Source organism: Burkholderia lata, from assembly GCF_000012945.1.
GTDB classification, from domain to species: Bacteria; Pseudomonadota; Gammaproteobacteria; order Burkholderiales; family Burkholderiaceae; genus Burkholderia; species Burkholderia lata.
On record NC_007511.1, the window covers coordinates 2,569,513 to 2,588,021 of the forward strand.

General features: G+C 68.5%; 18 protein-coding genes. 10 read left to right on the top strand and 8 right to left on the bottom strand.

Annotation, left to right across the window (positions count from 1 at the left end; translation table 11 throughout):
- Window positions 1-8: 8 nt before the first annotated feature.
- Window positions 9-593 (top strand): thiamine phosphate synthase, encoded by a 585-nt coding sequence (locus BCEP18194_RS33970; RefSeq protein ID WP_011355839.1) that lies wholly within the window; start codon window positions 9-11, stop codon window positions 591-593.
- A gap of 73 nt (window positions 594-666) precedes the next feature.
- Here BCEP18194_RS33970 and BCEP18194_RS33975 read toward each other — a convergent pair whose 3' ends face one another.
- A complete protein-coding gene (locus BCEP18194_RS33975) occupies window positions 667-2,319 on the bottom strand; it encodes a DUF3459 domain-containing protein (protein WP_041493628.1) in 1,653 nt (550 codons plus the stop codon).
- 309 nt (window positions 2,320-2,628) lie between these two features.
- Here BCEP18194_RS33975 and BCEP18194_RS33980 point away from each other — a divergent pair, with 309 nt between their 5' ends.
- A complete protein-coding gene (locus BCEP18194_RS33980) occupies window positions 2,629-3,336 on the top strand; it encodes a class I SAM-dependent methyltransferase (protein ID WP_041493355.1) in 708 nt (235 codons plus the stop codon).
- A 139-nt stretch (window positions 3,337-3,475) separates the two neighbouring features.
- Window positions 3,476-4,144, top strand: coding sequence for a glutathione S-transferase (locus BCEP18194_RS33985; RefSeq protein ID WP_011355842.1), 669 nt, complete (start codon window positions 3,476-3,478; stop codon window positions 4,142-4,144).
- 24 nt (window positions 4,145-4,168) lie between these two features.
- On the opposite strand, the gene BCEP18194_RS33990 is transcribed toward BCEP18194_RS33985, so the two are convergent.
- Complete coding sequence (locus BCEP18194_RS33990) at window positions 4,169-4,822, bottom strand: DUF1345 domain-containing protein (protein WP_011355843.1); 654 nt, start codon at window positions 4,820-4,822, stop codon at window positions 4,169-4,171.
- A 137-nt stretch (window positions 4,823-4,959) separates the two neighbouring features.
- On the opposite strand from BCEP18194_RS33990, the gene BCEP18194_RS33995 reads away from it, so the two are divergent.
- On the top strand, window positions 4,960-5,691 hold the full coding sequence (locus tag BCEP18194_RS33995) for a metallophosphoesterase (RefSeq protein ID WP_011355844.1): 732 nt from the start codon (window positions 4,960-4,962) through the stop codon (window positions 5,689-5,691).
- A 32-nt stretch (window positions 5,692-5,723) separates the two neighbouring features.
- Here BCEP18194_RS33995 and BCEP18194_RS34000 read toward each other — a convergent pair whose 3' ends face one another.
- On the bottom strand, window positions 5,724-6,419 hold the full coding sequence (locus tag BCEP18194_RS34000; RefSeq protein WP_011355845.1) for an RES family NAD+ phosphorylase: 696 nt from the start codon (window positions 6,417-6,419) through the stop codon (window positions 5,724-5,726).
- 2 nt (window positions 6,420-6,421) lie between these two features.
- Window positions 6,422-6,841, bottom strand: a complete 420-nt coding sequence (locus BCEP18194_RS34005; RefSeq protein ID WP_011355846.1) for an MbcA/ParS/Xre antitoxin family protein — start codon at window positions 6,839-6,841, stop codon at window positions 6,422-6,424.
- Window positions 6,842-7,074: 233 nt separating this feature from the next.
- Between BCEP18194_RS34005 and BCEP18194_RS34010 the strand changes: the two genes are divergently transcribed.
- A complete protein-coding gene (locus BCEP18194_RS34010; RefSeq protein ID WP_011355847.1) occupies window positions 7,075-7,857 on the top strand; it encodes an ABC transporter substrate-binding protein in 783 nt (260 codons plus the stop codon).
- A gap of 1,130 nt (window positions 7,858-8,987) precedes the next feature.
- Window positions 8,988-9,374, top strand: a complete 387-nt coding sequence (locus BCEP18194_RS34020; RefSeq protein ID WP_011355850.1) for a GtrA family protein — start codon at window positions 8,988-8,990, stop codon at window positions 9,372-9,374.
- Window positions 9,375-9,402: 28 nt separating this feature from the next.
- Here the strand turns inward: BCEP18194_RS34020 and BCEP18194_RS34025 are convergent, their stop codons facing one another.
- Both BCEP18194_RS34025 and BCEP18194_RS34030 read right to left on the bottom strand, forming a co-directional pair.
- Window positions 9,403-10,884, bottom strand: coding sequence for a sigma-54 dependent transcriptional regulator (locus BCEP18194_RS34025; RefSeq protein ID WP_011355851.1), 1,482 nt, complete (start codon window positions 10,882-10,884; stop codon window positions 9,403-9,405).
- A 450-nt stretch (window positions 10,885-11,334) separates the two neighbouring features.
- Complete coding sequence (locus BCEP18194_RS34030) at window positions 11,335-12,252, bottom strand: metal-dependent hydrolase (RefSeq protein WP_041493629.1); 918 nt, start codon at window positions 12,250-12,252, stop codon at window positions 11,335-11,337.
- 581 nt (window positions 12,253-12,833) lie between these two features.
- On the opposite strand from BCEP18194_RS34030, the gene BCEP18194_RS34035 reads away from it, so the two are divergent.
- From BCEP18194_RS34035 to BCEP18194_RS34045, 3 genes are all read left to right on the top strand, one after another.
- Window positions 12,834-13,175: an FKBP-type peptidyl-prolyl cis-trans isomerase gene (locus tag BCEP18194_RS34035; RefSeq protein ID WP_011355854.1), complete on the top strand. Its 342-nt coding sequence runs from the start codon at window positions 12,834-12,836 to the stop codon at window positions 13,173-13,175.
- Between the two features lie 35 nt (window positions 13,176-13,210).
- Entirely contained in the window at window positions 13,211-13,984 is a 774-nt protein-coding gene (locus BCEP18194_RS34040; protein ID WP_011355855.1) for a helix-turn-helix transcriptional regulator, read from the top strand.
- 191 nt (window positions 13,985-14,175) lie between these two features.
- Window positions 14,176-15,624 (top strand): MFS transporter, encoded by a 1,449-nt coding sequence (locus tag BCEP18194_RS34045; protein WP_011355856.1) that lies wholly within the window; start codon window positions 14,176-14,178, stop codon window positions 15,622-15,624.
- Between the two features lie 10 nt (window positions 15,625-15,634).
- On the opposite strand, the gene BCEP18194_RS34050 is transcribed toward BCEP18194_RS34045, so the two are convergent.
- Both BCEP18194_RS34050 and BCEP18194_RS34055 read right to left on the bottom strand, forming a co-directional pair.
- Window positions 15,635-16,570, bottom strand: a complete 936-nt coding sequence (locus tag BCEP18194_RS34050; protein ID WP_011355857.1) for a hypothetical protein — start codon at window positions 16,568-16,570, stop codon at window positions 15,635-15,637.
- Window positions 16,571-16,638: 68 nt separating this feature from the next.
- Window positions 16,639-17,109, bottom strand: a complete 471-nt coding sequence (locus BCEP18194_RS34055) for a winged helix-turn-helix transcriptional regulator (RefSeq protein WP_011355858.1) — start codon at window positions 17,107-17,109, stop codon at window positions 16,639-16,641.
- Window positions 17,110-17,262: 153 nt separating this feature from the next.
- On the opposite strand from BCEP18194_RS34055, the gene BCEP18194_RS34060 reads away from it, so the two are divergent.
- Complete coding sequence (locus tag BCEP18194_RS34060) at window positions 17,263-18,498, top strand: MFS transporter (protein ID WP_041493357.1); 1,236 nt, start codon at window positions 17,263-17,265, stop codon at window positions 18,496-18,498.
- Window positions 18,499-18,509: the final 11 nt, after the last annotated feature.

The following is an 18,509-nucleotide window of genomic DNA, read 5'->3' on the forward strand; positions in this document are numbered from 1 at the left end:
GGCACGCGATGAACGCCACGCTGCCGCGCTGCTACGTGATCACGCCGGAGCCGGCGTCCGCGTCGGCAGCCGATGGCGCGGCGTTCCTCGACCGGCTGTCGGCCGTGCTCGCGCGCGGCGAGACGCTCGTGCAACTGCGCGTGAAATCGCTCGATGCAGCCGCGTTTGCGCGACTCGCCGCCGAGGCGCTCGCGCGCTGCAACGCGGCCGGCGCGCACCTGATGCTGAACGGGCCGATCGATGCGGCCGGCGTGATACGGCTCGACGGCGCCGGCTGGCATCTCGACGGCACCGCCTTGCGCGCCGCCGCGCAGCGGCCGTTGCCGGCCGGAAGATGGGTATCCGCCGCCTGCCACACGCGCGACGACCTGCTGCTGGCCGCGCGCGCGGGGGCGGATTTCGTCACGCTGTCGCCCGTGTTGCCGACGCTCAGCCATCCCGGTGCACCGACGCTCGGCTGGGCACAGTTCGGCGCGCTGGCTGCCGAGGCCGCAATGCCCGTCTTCGCACTCGGCGGAATGACGCGCACCCACCTCGACGATGCACGCCACCACGGCGCATACGGCATCGCGGGCATACGCGGGTTCTGGTAATTCGGGAATTTCCTGCAGTGCAGCCGGGCGCGAATGCGCCCGGCCTCTCAGATTCTTTTACTCGCTCAAATCGTCATGCGTTCAGGTTCGGACGCATTCCGCGCCACATGCCGTCGTCGATGCGACGCGCATCGTGCGTGAGCGCATACCGGTTGACGTCACCCGTCAGCCACGCGACGAGCGCATACGGCGGCAACACCCCTTCATCGACCCGGTCGCGCGCACGCGCCGGCGTCTCGAACACGACTCGCCCTCTCGGTGCGTCGAACGGTACCGCCTCGGGCGACAGGTTCAACGCGATCGTCAGCGTCTCGTCGTCGGCGAGCCGCCACGATGCGAGCAGCGCGTCGGCATCGCCATCGCCGTCCGACTTCAGCGCATGCGCCTCCTGCGGCCGGCAATCGGACAATCGCGGCGCGATCAACTTCGCGCGCACCGCGAGCGCCGACTGCACGAAATGCGCGCGATCGGCATCGCGCGCGGTTTCATCGAAGATCAACGGAATCTGCGGCGTGAGCAGCGACAGCGCAAGTGCGGCCAGACCGGCCTCCTGCCCGTGGTCGCCCTGCCCGCTGTCGCGCCACGCGCCATCGGACAGCACCAGCGACGTCAACGACAGCCCGCTGTCGGCAGCCATGCCTTCTCCCGACCCGGCCGGCTGGAATGCGGCCCCGGCCGCGGTCAGCGCGCGGGCAAGCGTGTGGATCGACTGGTGCGTGGAAATGCCTTCGTGGGCCGACGGATCGCGCCCCGTCAGCCGGTGCAGCGCACGTTCGCCGCACCCGTTCCACTGCGCATCGAAATGGGTATCGGCAAGATGCGCCGGATGCCGCTCGCTGCCGAGTACGAGATGGATCAGCCGGTCGGCCGGCACGGCCGCGCGCACGCGGTCCGCGATCTCGCGCAGCCACGACACGCCGATCCGGTCGGCTTCGCGCAGCCGCAGCCCGTCGCAACGGTACTCGTCGATCCAGTACAGCGCGTTGTCGCAGAAGAAATCGCAGACTTCCGGATGATCGAGCGCGAGCGGCGGCGCCTGCAGCGGATCGTCGCGCGTATGGAAGAACGGTGCTGCGTAGTGACGCAGCGCATCGGTGCCGCTGCCGAAGCGCGCATAGTCGAGCTCCAGCAGCACTGCGAGACCGTAGCCGTGCGCGTCGTCGATCAGCGCCTTCAGCGCGTCGGGGCCGCCTTCCGCCGCGAGCGGCGCGAACGGCAGGCTGTCGTGCGGCGACGCGAGCAGCTCCAGCGCGGTCACGCCGAGGCGCGCGAGTTGCGGCAAGCGCCGGCGCACGCCGTCGAAGCCGCCCACCGCGTGCGGACGAATCGCATAGAGCGCGATGTCTTCCCACGCGCGCCCGTGCCAGAACGTGTTGCGCCACGTAAACGCGCGCGGATCGACGACCTGGCTCGGGCCGTTGAGCCCTTCGGGTTGCGAGCGCGACGCGGGATCGGGAATCGATACCGCATCGTCGAGGCGATAGCGGTAAAGCGCACCCGCACCACAATCGGCAAAGACTTCGAACCAGTTCGTGCCGGCCGCCGTCATCGGGACGAGCAACGGGCCGAAGCCGGTATCGAGTTCGAGCTGGACCTGCGTGCGGCCCGGCGCCCACACGCGAAAATGCGTGCGCGGCGACACGCCAAGCGCGCCACAGGGCTGGGCGCCAAACGGCAAGCAGTGAATGTAGTGCTGCGCATACGGATCGTGCGGACAATCGGACATCATGCGCTCCTCGTGCGTACCGAGCGGCATGGCCGCGCCAGCGGGGCGCGGCGCATCGGGGCCCGGCAAGCGACGGCCAGGCGGGGGGAGAGAACCGAGTATGCGCCGGTTTCGCCACCGCGATGCATCGCTCCCGGACATTTTTAAATACGAATCGACCCCGGGAAAACCCGCACGCATGCAGGTCCCGACGAGTCGGGTAGCCGCCATACCGGAATGACTGCTCGCCTTGTTGCAGCGGTCGCGCACGCTTACGCTCTGCGCCATGCTCGCGGACGCGTCGTCCGCGCCCGACCCGAGGAACCCGCCATGTCGCTTCCCGCCAGCGCCGCCAAATTCGATCCGGCACGCGCGCACGAATACGCCGAGCAATCCCGTATCGCGCTCGCCGGCTACGATGCGTGCCACGAGCTCACCGCGTGCGTGCTCGCATCGGCAATCGCTGCACCCGAGGCGCGGATCCTCGTTGCCGGCGCGGGCGGCACCGGGCAGGAAATCTGCGTGGCGGCCGCACTCGAGCCGGGCTGGCGGTTCACGGCCGTCGACCCGTCCGCGCCGATGCTCGCGCTGGCGCGCTCGAACGTCGAGGCCGCGGGCTGCGGCACACGCACGGCGTTCGTCGAAGACGGCGTCGATGCGTTGCCCGATACGCCCGCGTTCGACGGCGCGACGCTGATCGGCGTGCTGCATCACGTCCCCGGCGACGAAGCGAAGGCGGCGCTGCTGCACGCGATCGCGCGACGCCTGAAACCCGGCGCGCCGCTCGTGCTCGCCGGCAACCATCGCCGCTACGCGGACCACCCTCGCCTGCTCGACGCATGGCAGCAGCGCTGGCGCATGAAAGGCGCGACGCCCGACGCGGTGCGCGCGCAACTCGCGAAGATCCTGCAGGGCGCCGATCCGCCCGCGTCGGAGGACGCCGTGTTCGGCCTGCTGCGCGATGCGGGTTTCGATGCGCCGCTGCGCTTTTTCGCGAGCCTGTTCTGGGGCGCGTGGATCGCGGTGCGGCGCGCATGATGAAGCGGGGCGGCCGGCCAGGCGCGGTCGGCTAGGCGCGATCGGCCAGGCGCAGCTCGTCGCGGCGCGCGATGCGTTTCTCGTACGCGCCACGCGCGCTGGGTATGATGTCGTTCCCGCCCCCACTTCCGGCGTCGACATGCTCACCGTCCATCACCTGAACAACTCGCGCTCGCAGCGCGTGCTCTGGCTGCTCGAAGAACTGGATGTGCCGTACGAGATCGTGCGCTACGCACGCGATCCGAAAACGATGCTCGCGCCGCCCGAGTTGCGCGCGATCCATCCGCTCGGCAAGTCGCCGGTCGTCACCGACGACGGCCGCACGTACGCCGAATCGGGCGCGATCATCGAATACCTGGTCGAACGCTACGGCAACGGGCGCCTGGCGCCGCCGCCCGGCACGCCCGAGCGGCATGACTACACGTACTGGCTGCACTACGCGGAAGGGTCGGCGATGCCGCCGCTGCTGCTCAAGCTCGTCGCGCTGCGGATCGCGCATGCGCCGATGCCGTTCTTCGCCCGGCCGATCTCGCGCAAGATCGCGGACACGCTGCAGTCGAGCTTCGTCGATCCGCAGATCGCCCTGCATCTCGGCTATCTCGACGACACGTTGAGCCGCACCGGCTGGTTCGTTGGCGATCGCTTCAGCGCAGCCGACATCCAGATGAGCTTTCCGCTCGAAGCCGCGACCGCGCGCGGGGGCGGCAGCCGGTATCCCGCGATCGCGCGCTTCCTCGACGCGATCCACGCGCGGCCCGCGTACCAGCGGGCGCTGGAGCGCGGCGGCCCGTACGACCTGCTCAAGTAACGCTGTGGATGACCTCGGCCTGCGTCAGCTCAGCAGGCCCGCCGCGACGTTGATCGACAGCCCGAGCACGGCCATGTTGAAGTAGAACGACAGGATCGACTGCGCGAGCACCGAGCGCCGTGCGGAGCGGTTCGTCATCGACACGTCGGCCGTCTGCGACGCGACCGCGATCGTGAACGCGAAATACAGGAAATCCCAGTAATCGGGTTCGGGGTTCTGGTCCGGGAAGCGCAGCGCGCGATCGCCGCTCGGCGAGCCGTAATAGAGCCGCGCATAGTGCAGCGTGAAGATCGTCGGGATCAGGAACCACGCGCCGAACAGCGTCGCGGCCGTGATCGCGTAGTGGCTGAGCCCCGCGCTGAAGCCCACGCTCTTGGCGGTCGCGAGCTCGATCGCGATCGCGGCAACGCTCGCGACGGTCGCGAGACACACGACGGTCAGCACGGTCGTCGCGTTTTCATCCTCGCGGATCGCGACTTCGCGCACCTTGTGATGGTGCGCGGTGACCATGCGCACCCACATCAGCACGAGATACAGCCAGATCGCACAATCCCAGCCGATCAGCGCACGCACGGTCGGACGCAGCTGAAACGGCAGCAGCAGCGCGCACAGCACGCCGGCGACGAACGCCGCGACCATGCGCGGCCGGTTGCGTAATACCTGCGGATAGAGCGTCATCGTGTGATTCCGAAAGCGGATGGAAAGGTTTCGGCCGGCGTGCGGGATCGCCCGCTGCGCCGCACCGGCGGGTACTGCCCCGATTATCGTCATTCCATCGTGACGTGGCGATGGGCACGAGCGCCTAAGATAATGGGATGACTGCCACCGCCCCCCTCTGCCACCATCCGGCGAACACGGTCGGCCGCGACTTCGTCGTCGGCGACCTGCACGGCTGCGTGGATGTGCTGCGCGCGCTGCTGCACGACACCCGCTTCGATCCGGCCCGCGACCGCCTGTTCTCGGTCGGCGACCTCGTCGACCGCGGCCCTGCCTCCGAAACCACGCTCGACCTGCTCGACCGCCCGTGGTGCCACGTGGTGCGCGGCAATCACGAGGAAGTGATGAGCCTCGTGGCGCGCGGCAAGCTGTCGCCCGACGCGTGGCGCGGGATCGGCGGCGACTGGGGCGCCGACCTGCCGCCGGAACGGCTGCACGCACATGCAGCGCGCGTCGACGCGCTGCCGCTGGTGCGCGTGATCGGCGACGGCCCCGGGCGCTTCAACGTGCTGCATGCGGAATTCTTCGGCTCGGACGCCGATCTCGACACCGGCAGCTATGCGCACGACGTGCGCGAGCGGCTGATCTGGGGCCGCGATCTCGTCCAGGGGCTCGCCGATCCGGCGCGGCAGGCCGGGCTGTCGCTGACCTGCACCGGGCACACGCCGGTGCGCGCGCCGCAGCGGATCGGCGCGCAGTGGTTCATCGACACGGGCGCGTTCGCGCCGGCCGGGCGGCTCACGCTCGCCGAGCCGCGCACCGGACGCACCTGGTCGATGACGCAGGCCGAAGCGCGCGAACGCCACGCGGGCGACTGGCCGCTGCCTTGATGCCTTGATGCCTTGATGCCCGCAAGCGCGCGCTAGCCGACCTGGTTCAGCTCGAACACCGCATCGACGGCCGAGCCGTTCCAGTTGTATTCGAGGTAGGCCGCGTGATGGCAGTCGCGCAGCAGCGCGGTGCGGAACGCCGCCAGGCACTCGCCGCGCGGGTCGCGCACCGACGGATAGACGATCCCCGCGCCGCCCGCATTGCGCACCGCGCGGCCGAGCGCCTGCCCGGCGCTGTAATCGAGCGGGTGCAGCAACGCCGGATCGCGTTTCGGCCACGCGCGTAGGTCGGCCACGTCGCCTTGTGCGATCACCGTATAGAGCCGCATCTGCTGGCGCATCGGCGGCTCCTTCGTCGCTTCCAGGAACAGCGCGCTGTGATACCGCGTTTCGGCGATCGCCGTATCGCGCGAACGCGCGCAGTAGAACACGCCATAGCTACCGTCGGAAAAGCGGCTGCCCTGCGGATTCAGGTGCGTGAACGCGGCCATGATCGGCCCCCAGCCCTGCCCGTAGCGGCGCTCGGCGGGCGGCACGAGATCGAGTGCGCCGACTTCATTGCGGATGCGGTCGTTGGTCAGCGATTCGAGCGCGTAAAGCGCGTCGAAATCGTCCGCCGAGGCCACGCGGTCGAACAGGTTGATCGCCGGAAAACGAGTGGGGATCACGCGATAGGCTGGCGCCCAGTCGACCGCCGTCGTGGGCCATTGTTGTGCTTGGATCGGCATTGTCACGCCCAGCCACCTCGCATCGCGTCGAGATATTGCCGGACGGCGACCAGATCGCCGACGTTGCCGGCAAGCATCCGGTCGAGTGCGCGCTTGCCGCCGAACGGCGCCGCGTCGTTGGGCCGCTTGACCCACGCATCGGCCGCGGCCGGCTGCGGCAGCAGGATCTGCAGCGCCTTGTAGATGCCGAGCAGCAGCGACAGGCGCTCGAGCGTATCGCGCGGCAGCCGCGCCGATTCCGGCGTGGCCTTCCACTTGAAGAATGTCGAACGGCCGGGCGACCCGAGCAGCACGATCTGCTCGTCGATCGTCAGTTCCCAGTCGCGTGCGATGTTGAAAAACGCACGGAGGCCGGCCGCCGACATCTGCGCGACCGAGGCCTGCGGCGGGGCGGAGTGCGATTCATAGGCGGGCTGTGACATGACCGTTAGTCTCGAAACGAATTTACTAACAAGATTAGTCCATTTTCGTATTTTTGCAAGGGTCGAGACCCGCCGATCGGTCCGCCCATCCGACGAAACGATATTTTTTGTCCATTCTGGACTCTGATTTTATTTTCTGCGTTAATGGCCGTGCGGACACCGCGCGCAGACGCGGTTCGTGTCCGTGAAACCGTGTCGCACAGAACCCGGAAGCACCCGCCAAGGAACGCACCATGAAGAGACTGATTGCCGCTGTTTCGATCGCCCTGCTCGCGGTATCCGCAGGCCCCGCCGTCGCGAAGGACTGGACCACGATCCGCTTCGGCACCGACGCCAGCTACGCGCCGTTCGAGTCGAAGGCACCCGACGGCAAGCTCGTCGGCTTCGACATCGACCTCGGCAACGAGATCTGCGCGCGCCTGAAGGCGAAGTGCGTGTGGCTCGAGAACGATTTCGACGGGATGATTCCGGCGCTGAAGGCGAAGAAGTTCGACGCGGTGCTGTCGTCGATGTCGATCACGCCGCAGCGCGCGCAGCAGATCGGCTTCACGACGAAGATCTACAACCAGCCGACGCGGCTCGTCGTGAAGAAGGGCTCGCCGCTGCTGCCGACGGCCGAATCGCTGAAGGGCAAATCGATCGGCGTCGAACAGGGCACGACGCAGGAAACGTACGCGAAGGCGTACTGGGGCAAGCAAGGCGCGAACGTCGTGTCGTACCAGAACCAGGATGGCGTGTACGCGGACCTGACCTCGGGCCGCCTCGACGCAGCGCTGCAGGATGAAGTGCAGGCGGCCATCGGGTTCCTGAAATCGTCGCGCGGCGCGAACTACACGTTCGTCGGCCCCGAGCTCGTCGACGACAAGGTGCTCGGCATCGGCGCCGGCATCGGGCTGCGCAAGGAGGACACCGACCTGAAGGCGAAGATCGACGGCGCCATCCTCGACATGGTCAAGGACGGTACCTACAAGCGGCTCGCGTCGAAGTACTTCGACTTCGACATCTACGGCGGCTGAAACGGCGTCGCGCGCGTACGGGCGCCACTCCCGTCGCGCGCGTCCGACCGCCCCTCCCCTCACAACCGGACGGCGAGCGCATGATGCCGTTTGCCGTCACATCGCATGCATCATCCGTCGTCCGTGCGGCACGACGCTGCGCATTTCATTCGGATTGCAGATCGATCGTTCGCGTGGGCAATGCCCGACGTGAACGAATATCGTGCAGCTTCAGTCAATAGGCGAAGATCGGGCGTCGAGGTACCGGCGCCCGTGCGCACATGCCCTTGCGTATCGGGTTCGCGTGCAGGAAAGTGCCGACCCGGCGCGGATGACCGGCAATCAGCCGGATCCGCCTCGCACCGGGCGCGGAGAGATGGCCTGTCGATGCATGCCGGCCGGCTGCGAGAACGACGTTCGACCGGCGATGCTCCGAATCACTGCGATCGCGGCCTGCCGGCCGCGGCGTGTGGCGATCGATCATTTTTCTTCCCCGTATCAGTCTGATGGTTGTTCCAGCAACCGGACGAAGCCGGTGCTCCGACGATCAGGCGACGACGCTCCGTGCTCGCCGGAACGCGGCTGTCGTGCCGCGCTCCGCCGCCGCATCCCCGCGGACTGTGTCCTCACCGGTACTGACAGGGTTCGCTGCCGAACCGGACGGACCGTGCATCGTCACCTTTCGCACGCCCACTTTCGCAAGGAGCGGGCCAGCTTCGCGCGAGCCCGTCCGGACAAGGGTTTGACCGGGCAGCGTGGCGGCCGGAACGGGTGCGGAAGGCGGGAAGTTACGAAACTGAAACACGCGGCGCGCGGCATGCATCGGCCGCGCGGCGGCCCGGCCTTGCCGGATAAGGCTGAACAATGCAGCGCGGCATTTTTACCGATAGGCAGCCGGCCGTTCACCCCGATTTGCCGAGCAAATTGGCCGGGCTGCCGAGGCGAAATGTTTCATGCGCTTTACATGCCGTCGGCGGTACGCGAGCCGCGGGTTGTCCGCGCATCCATCGGCCGGTGCCGGGTTGGCCGACCGCATGGCTATACTGCGAAACCGGCGCGCGTCATGTTTGCGTCGGCACCTGTTGCCGGCGCATGCGGCACCCCGTGATACCGCTCCACACGCCACCACGCCGCCCGAACGACCGCGCCCGATGATCCGCCCCCTCCATACCGCCGAACGCGCCAGGCTGATTCGCTTCGGGGTGTCGGGCGTCGGTTCGACCGCGCTGCATGCGCTGATCGCGACCGCGATGTTCGCGCTATTCGACGCGACGCCCGTGAGCGCGAACGCGGTCGCATTCACCTGCTCGACCGCGTTCTCGTATCTCGCCAACACGCTGTGGAGTTTTTCGTCGCCCGTGACGTGGGGCAACTTCGTGCGCTTTCTCGCCGTCGCGATGGCCGGCCTCGGCATGACGATGCTGCTGGCGCACGGCACCGAGACGCTCGGCCTCGCCCGCGCGTGGAGCATCGTCGCGGTCGTGCTGTGCGTGCCGCCCGTCACGTTCGTGCTGCACCGGCTCTGGACCTATCGCTGAGCCGGTTCACGCGCCGCACGTGCGCCGCTCAGCCGACCCGCTGATGCCCCGCGTCGCCGGACGGCGTGCCGTCGTGACCGCCGTTGTCGCCGTTCCCGCCGTTGTTGTCGTGATCGTTCAGCCCGTGCTCGATCATCATCCGGTAGAGCGTCACGCGTGAAATGCCGAGTTCGGCCGCGGCCTTGTTGATGCGGTGATCGTTGCGCAGCAGCGCATTCTCGATCGCGGTGCGCTCGGCGAGCGCCCGTGCCTGTTCGAGCGTCACCGGCTCGGTTTCGCCCGGTGTGTCGAGCCCAAGATCGTGCGGCGTCAGCAGCCGGCTCTCGGCCATCACGATCGCGCGCCGCACGCGGTTGATCAACTCGCGCACGTTGCCGGGCCACTCGTAGCGGCGCATCGCATCGAGCGCGGCCGACGTGAAGCCGCTGATCTTGCGGCCGCTGTCGGACTTGAATTTCTGCAGCACGTAGTGCGCGAGGATGTCGATGTCCTTGCCGCGCGCGCGCAGCGGCGGCTCGTGGATGCGCAGCACGCACAGGCGGTGATAAAGGTCCGCGCGGAAGCGCCCGCCCTCGACCGCGCCGTCGAGATCCACGTGGGTAGCCGAGATGATCCGCACATCGACCGGAATCGATTCCTGCCCGCCGAGCCGCTCGATCTTCCCTTCCTGCAGGAATCGCAGCAGGCTCGCCTGGCTTTCGACCGGCATGTCGCCGATTTCGTCGAGAAACAGCGTGCCGCCGTTCGCCGATTCGATCCGGCCCGCGCGCCGCTGGTTCGCGCCGGTGAACGCACCGCGCTCGTAGCCGAACAATTCCGACTGCAGCAGGTGATGCGGAATCGCGCCGCAATTGATCGCGACGAACGGCCCCTTGCCGCGGCCGGAGCGCTCGTGAATCGCCAGCGCCGTCAGCTCCTTGCCGGTGCCCGACTCGCCCGAGATGAACACGCTCGCGTCGGTCTTCGCGACCTTGCGGATCGTGCTGAACAGCTGCTGCATCGCCTCGCAGTTGCCGATCATCCCGTGTTCGCCGATCGACGCCGCATAGGCCGCGCCGTCGACGCGATCGAGCGCGGCCATCCCGCGCGCATGCCCGAGCACGTGCGAAATCCATTCGTAGGGCAACGGAAGGGTCACGTAATCGAAGCAATAGCTGCGGATCAGCTCGCGCACCGCGGGCGTGATCGTGATGCCGGCCTGCGCGATGGAAATCCAGCCGATCGACGGCTGGCTCAGGCACGCCTTCAGCGCGGGATAGTCGCGCGACGTGAACCCGGTGAAATCGACCAGGCCGGCGGCAACGCTCACGCCGGATGTCATGTTCTGCGCGGCGCCGGCCGTCTTCGCGACGGAGATTTCCCAGCCGAGCCCGCGCAGTTGCGCAAGCAACGGCTCATCGGGCGAACGCATGATCACGAACAGCTTGCGTCCGTCTTCGGGCGCGGTGACGGACACATGCGTCATCTCGGACACCGCTTGCCCGTTTGCGTCAGGTGACCTAGCAACCATCGTTGTTCCCCGCTTGGCGTTGGTATCGCGCCGGCTCGCCGTCGCGCGCGACGGACCTCGATCGAACCGACATATTGGCCGCATTTCCGTCCGAATAAAATCCCCCCGTGCATGAATCGCGCGTGAGGTGGACATTGTCATGAACGGTATAACGATGCGGCCGGCGCGCGGCTAGATGGGTGTTATCCCGGTGGCGTATGCGGCGAGAACCCTGAACGGGCGGCTGCGCGGCGCGCACAGCCGCGCCGGTGCTGGCGCGTGGCACTCGCGGGCGATGCGGCGCACGCCGGATCGGCTCACCCGCGCATGCGTGCGCAACGGATCGACGGGCCCGCCAGGCGCCCGTGCAGCCGGTGCGAATTGATTTCGGTCAATCGTCAGAGGAACGCGGCTGATGCACGCACGCAACATGCGCGGCCCGATGCCGTGCATGCTGGCGCAGCGGCGGCCTCAGCGGCCCGATGCGAGCGGCGCCGGCGCGTTCGCGCGGCCGCGGCCGGCCGGCGTGCCGCCCTGTTCGCCATAGGTGGCCGCGAGCGCGTCGACGCGCGCCAGATGGTGGTGATTGTCGTGGTCCCACGGATGGAAGCCCGGCCGGAAGAAGCTCAGCCATTCGCCGGCGATGCGCGGGAACAGCCCGCGGCGCGGCCCGTACAGGAACGCGATCATCCGCAGCATGCCGCGCACGTGATGGCCGGCGCCGCGATCGCGCCACAGCAGCGTCGCGTGCATCAGGAACACGGTCGGCCAGAACGTCAGCGTCGTCAGCAGATACACGCCGATGCGGATCAGGTAACGGCGCAGCCCCGGTTCCATCGCGGCATTCCATACGTCGAACGACACGGCCTTGTGCTCGGTTTCCTCGAGCGCGTGCCAGATCCACATCTGGCGGTAGCCCTCGACCGAGCCGTCGAGGCGCGTCGGGTCACGCAGCAGCCAGTCGGCGAGCATCGCCGTGTAGTGCTCCGCCGCGACCGTATGCGCGAGCTGCACCGAATGCGGCAGCTTGCGCTTCATGTAGCCGAGCACCGTCCACACGCGCTTGTCGAGCTTGCGCGCGGGCAGGTGGTTCGCCTGCATCAGCTCGTTGTACTCGACGTGCTCGCGCGTGTGCATCGCCTCCTGGCCGATGAAGCCGAGCACCTGCTGCTTCAGCACGGGATCGTCGATCCGGTCGCGGTAGTTGCGCACCGAATCCATGAAGAAACGCTCGCCGGCCGGGAACAGCAGCGACAGCGCGTTGAAGAAATGGGTCACGTGCGACCCGAGGCCATGCCAGTCCTTCGCGCGTTCGACCGGCAGGTCGAAGCGCAGGTCGCGGCGCACCGGCATGATCCCGGCTGCGGTGGCGGAAGCGGCTGACTTCATGTTCATCGTTCTCCTGGTTCCGGAGCGGCCCGGCGCATCGTCCGACGCCGCCGGCGCGGGCTCGGGCGGCGCGTCACGCACCGCCAAAATCTTGACATCGACAGCTGTAAAGATAGGCCGCCCGCGGCGGCGCACGCAAGCCGCGCGGTAGATGCGCGCTTCCAAACAGGGCACGGTCGAAAAGGCGGAAAAAACGGCGCTCGAACGGCGTCCGGACGAGGCGGGATTCGAACGCGCGCAGTGGCTCGGGAGCGATATGCGCGGCTCGCTGCCGTGTCATGCAGATGGCCCGAAAGCTCCGAGTGGCGGGCGTTTCACGGAAATCGGCGGCGCCGCACGGCACGCTGCCGGGCACCCCGGTAGCACCGATTCATACACGCGTCGCACGCGTACGGTGCAACCGCTGTCGCGAGGCTCGGGAAAAATTCAAACAGGCGTTCCATTTGCATTTCGGGCGACCGCGGCCGTGGGTGCCCGGCGCCGTCCGCGACACGCGCGCGATCGGCCGAAAGCCATGAGCGGCGGCCCGCTGCGCGCTCGCCTACAATAGCGGTTTTACCCATCCTTTTTCAGGAGAAGTCATGTCTGTCATCACGACCGAATCGGGCCTCAAATACGAAGACCTGACCGAAGGCACCGGCGACGTAGCGCAAGCCGGCCAGACCGTCAGCGTCCACTACACGGGCTGGCTGACCGACGGTCAGAAATTCGACTCGAGCAAGGATCGCAACGACCCGTTCGCGTTCGTGCTCGGCGGCGGCATGGTCATCAAGGGCTGGGACGAAGGCGTGCAGGGCATGAAGGTCGGCGGCGTGCGTCGCCTGACGATCCCGCCGCAACTCGGCTACGGCCCGCGCGGCGCAGGCGGCGTGATTCCGCCGAATGCCACGCTCGTGTTCGAAGTCGAACTGCTCGACATCTGACACGGTATTCGAGCCGCCTGCTGACGCCCTGCCCCATGGCACACCTTCCGTCCCCCACCGTCGCACTGCAACGCTACGACACGCTCGAAGCGTCGGACGTGCACGACTTTCACCAGATCGTGCTCGGCATCGACGGTGCGATGGTGATGGCGGTGGACGGCGTCAGCCAGCGTCTCGACCGGCACGGCGCGTGGCTGGTTCCGGCCGGCGCGCGCCACGATTACGCGGGCCTGGGCGAGAACCGCCAGCTCGTGCTCAACCTTCCCCTCGCCTCGCTCGCGGTGCCGCAGCGGCTGTTCGACAGCGCGCGCGCCGTGACGATCGATCCGGCACTGACGTCGCTGGTCGCGCAGATCGCCGCGGCCGCCGCGCAACTCGGCGCAAGCGCCGGCGACGCGCAGCACGCGGCCGCGCACCGTTTCCAGTGGCAGGCCGCCGCGCGGCTGTGTGGCGCGCTGCTCGACGAACGCGCCATCGCCGCACCCGCTTCGGGCCTCGATTTCGCGCGCATCGACCGCTGGCTGCGTGCACGGCTTGCGGAGCCCCTGCGCATCGCCGATCTCGCCGCGCACTGCGGCTACGGGATGCGCCGCTTTCATCAACTGTTCGTCGAAGCGTTCGGCGAAACGCCGCACCGCTACCTGCAGCGGCTCCGGCTCGACGCGGCCGTGATCCTGCTCGCGGACGGCCGGTATCCGCTCGTCGATATCGCCGGGATGGTCGGTTTCGCGGATCAAAGCACGTTCACGCACGCGTTCACGAAGCGCTTCGGCGTGGCGCCGGGACGCTGGCGCGGCGAGCGGCATTGAACGCAGCAGCCGGCCCGCGCTGAGCGCGCATCGATGCCCGTAGCGGCACGGTTCTTCGGCCAATCGCATTCGCGCCGGCCCGGCCGCAGCCTTTTCCGTTCCCGCTGCGCTCCCCCTGCTTCGTATCCGGCGTTTCGACGCTTCACGTCCCGCTGAAACATCGCCTGCCGGTCGCGTCCTACGATTGACACATGGATACGACCGCCCCCACCCCCGCCTTCCCTTCCGCGCTCGCCCGCGTCGTCGCGACCGTCAGCACCGGTTTCGTCGTCACGCAGCTCGACGTGACGATCGTCAACATCGCGCTCGCGCATCTCGCCGGCGACCTGCACTTGCCGGTTGCCGGCCTGCAGTGGGTCGTCGATGCGTACACGCTCGCGTTTGCGGTACTGATGCTGTCGGGCGGCGCGCTCGGCGACCGCTTCGGCGCACGCCGCCTGTACATCGCCGGCCTCGTGCTGTTCGCGCTGGCATCACTCGCGTGCGGCGCCGCGAGCGCACCCGCGATGTTGATCGCGGCGCGCGCGCTGCAAGGCGTCGGCGCCGCGGCGATGCTGCCCAATTCGCTCGCGCTGCTCAACGACGCATGCCGGCACGACCCGCACCTGCGGGCGCGAGCCGTGAGCGGGTGGACGGCGGCCGGCTCGATTTCGATCGCGGCCGGCCCGGTGGTCGGCGGCCTGCTGATCGCGGCGTGGGGCTGGCGCGGCATCTTCCTCGTGAACCTGCCGCTGTGTGCGGCCGGGCTGGCGGCCGCCTTTGCATGGATCCCCGCGCGCCGTGCAGCGGCAGCGCCGGCCGCGCCCGCCCGTTCCATCCGCTCACTCGACCTGCGCGGCCAGTTCATCGCGATCGCGATGCTGACCGCGCTGACCGGTGCCGTGATCGAATGGCGGCCGCTCGGCTTCACGCATCCGGTCGTCGCCGGTGGCTTCGCGCTGGCCGCACTCGCCGCGCTCGCGTTCGTCGCGGTGGAAGCGCGCACGGCCACGCCGATGCTGCCGCTGTCGCTGTTCCGCCATCGCACGTTCAGCGCGGCCGTGCTGTTCGGGATCTGCGTGAACCTCACGTACTACGGCACCGTGTTCGTGCTCGCGCTGTACCTGCAGCGCGCACGCGGCGAATCGGCGTTGCAGGCCGGCCTCGCGTTCCTGCCGCTGACGGGTGGCTTCCTGCTGTCGAACCTCGCAAGCGGCCGCGTCGTGGCGCGCCACGGCCCACGGGCGCCGATGCTGGCCGGTGCGCTCGTCGCCGCGCTCGGCTACGGGTCGCTGCATTTCATCGACGCGTCGACGCCGCTGGCCGTCCTGCTCGTGCCGTTCCTGCTGATTCCGACGGGCATGGGTTTCGCGGTGCCGGCAATGACGACCGCCGTGCTCGCGTCGGTCGCGCCCGAGCGGGCCGGCATCGCGTCGGCCGTGCTGAATACCGCGCGGCAGGCCGGCGGCGCGATGGGCGTGGCCGCGTTCGGCGCGCTCGCCGGCGGTGGCGGCGCAGCGCAGGTCGTGGACGGGTTGCGGATCGAAACGGGCGTGTCGGTCGCGCTGCTCGTCACCGCCGCGCTGCTCGCGACGCTGGTGCGACCCGATGCGCATCGCGGCGCATCGCCCGCGCATCAGGCGGTGGCCGCGGCCGACTGAACGGGTGCGGTCATGCGTCGCCGGGGTCGCGCTGGATCAGGTGACGCCACGGAAACACGTTGCCCTTGAAGTGACTCACATAGCCGCCGCTGCCGGCCTGGATCACCATGAACGACAGCCGCGGATGCAGTGCCTGCAGCGCTTCGAGCGCCTCCCGATCGAGACAGGTGTTTCTCAGCGTCAGCGTGTGGAGCCGCTGGCCGGCCCGGCTCTTCAGCAAGCGCTCGTAGGCGGCGAACGACGTCACGCTGTTGGCATCGCGCTCGCGCTTCCACGTCGAGTGCAACGCCGTCGATTCGGAGAAATCCAGCCAGCCGAGCGACGACAGGTTGTCGCTGTCCGCAAGACGATCGATGAACTGCTGCGTGTCGTCGCCACCGCCGATGCGCAGCCGCTCGAGATGTGAAAGCGGTACGTCGAAGAAACGCGCGTCGGGTGCATTCGGCACCGTCAGCTCGGTAAGAAACGGCGCCTTCGCGGCAAAGCGGGCAATCTCGCCGCCCTCCTGCATGATCAGGTCGCGGCGCACGATCATCGACTGGTTGTGATCGGCCGGCTCGGTCGGCCGCACATACAGCGAGCGCAGCATCGGGAAGTGCGCACCCGAATCGAGCAGCGGACCGAAATCCCATTCGCGCGTGCCGTTCGCGCCTTCGTCCACACCGCTGAACGCGAGGTCGGTCACGAGATCCGCGACGTCTCGCTCTGCCAGGCATTGCAGCGTCCAGTCGAACGGTTCGTCCCACGCGCCGCCGAAGTACCGGACATGCAGCCCGGCCCGCATCGGCGCGACGGTCAGATGGTTGAAATCGGTCTGCCAAAGCGGCTCCGCCGGATCGGCATGATCGCGCCCGTCCTCGGCACCCTCGCGCTCGCGGTAGTCGTGGATACGACGCTGCAGGTCGAGCAATTGCCGATAGCCGGCAGAATCCAGCGGGTGGGACATGGCGATGCGGCTCCGGTCAACGACGATCGCGACAGTCTAGCGGACGGTGCAGCCGTCGCGCACGACGCTTATCGCCGCGGCGCGTCGGCTTCGTCGCCGACTTTTCTCACGACCGTCTCCGCCGCCTTCAAAGGCCGGCCGTCGTCATGCCGCAGCGCGAGCTTGCGAACGGCGCGCCCGGTGCTGCGGTCGACCAGCACCGAATGCGGCTCGCCGCGCGCGAACAGGTTCGCCTCGCCCCACTGCCGCAACATCACGATCACCGGAAACAGCCCTTCACCCTTTTTGGTCAGCGCGTACTCCTGGTACGCGGTGCCGTCGGATGCCGGCACGACGTCGAACACACCGGCGTCCACCAGCATCTTCAGCCGGTCGGACAGGATGTTGCTCGCGACGCCGAGGCTCGCGCGGAAATCGCCGAACCGGCGCACGCCGTCGAACGCATCGCGCACGATCAGCAACGCCCAGCGATCGCCGACGATATCGGTCGCCCGCGCCACCGGGCACGGCGAATCCGCAAGACTTTTCTGCCTGGCCATGTTCCTCTCCGCAATCTTGCCGGCCGCCTTCGCGGCAACGCCGGCCATCCGTGCACGAGCCACCGCCCGCCACACAACAGGTTGCATTTTAAAACTACTTTTCCTACACTCCATACCAATTTCAATTTGCAACTACTTTGCACGAGGGAACCCGTGGAATCTTCCTGTCATTCCGGCACCGTTGCATCGAACGTGCCGACACATGCTGCGCATCCGGCCGACGGCGGCCGCCTGTCCTCGGCGCGCGTCGCGTTGCTGGCCGTCTGCTGCGCGGCCAGTGTCGCGAACGTCTACTACGCGCAGCCGCTGCTCGATTCGATCGCGCGGGATTTCGGCGTGTCGCAGGCGGCCGTCGGCGGCGTCATCACCGCAACGCAGCTCGGCTGCGCGCTCGCGCTGCTGTTCGTCGTGCCGCTCGGCGACCTGCTGAACCGCAAGCGCCTGATCACCGTGCAACTCCTGCTGCTGACGGCGGCCTGCATCGGTGTCGCCGCATCATCGACGCGCGTCGCGCTGCTGGCGGGGATGGTCGCGGTCGGGCTGCTCGGCACCGCGATGACGCAAGGGCTGATCGCGTGCTCGGCCGCGCTCGCGGGCGCCGGCGAACGCGGGCGCGTGGTGGGCGCCGCACAGGGCGGCGTCGTGGTCGGGTTGCTGGCCGCCCGCTCGCTGGCGGGCGTCGTCACCGATATCGCGGGCTGGCGGGCCGTCTATCTGGTGTCGGGGGCGCTCGCGATCGTGATGCTCGTCGTGCTGTCGCGGTTATTGCCGAACGAGAACGGGCCCCGCGAACGCATCGGTTATGCGGCGCTGCTGCGATCGATGGTGGCGCTGCTGCGCAATGAGCGCGTGCTGCGTGTGCGTGGCGCGATCGCGCTGCTGATGTTCGCCGCCTTCAGCATCTTCTGGAGCGCGCTGGTGCTGCCGCTGAGCGCACCGCCGCACGCGATGTCGCATACGCAGATCGGTGCGTTCGGCCTGGTCGGCGCGCTGGGCGCGGCGGCGGCCGCCCGCGCGGGCCGGCTCGCGGATCGCGGGCGCGGCGAAGCGACGACGGGCGCCGCGCTCGCGCTGCTCGCGTGCTCGTGGCTGCCGCTCGCGTTCGGCGATACGTCGATTGCATGGCTGATCGTCGGCATCGTGCTGCTCGATGTCGGTGGGCAGGCCGTCCACGTCGTCAACCAGAGCATGATTCTCGGCGCGCGGCCCGATGCGCATGCGCGCCTCGTCGGCTGCTACATGCTGTTCTATTCGGCCGGCAGCGGGCTCGGCGCGATTGCGTCGACGATGATGTATGCGCGCGCCGGATGGACGGGCGTCTGCGTGCTCGGCGCGGTTGTGAGCATGGCGGCGCTCGGCGTCTGGGCCGCGACGCTCAGGCGCGCGTGACGCGTGCCGGC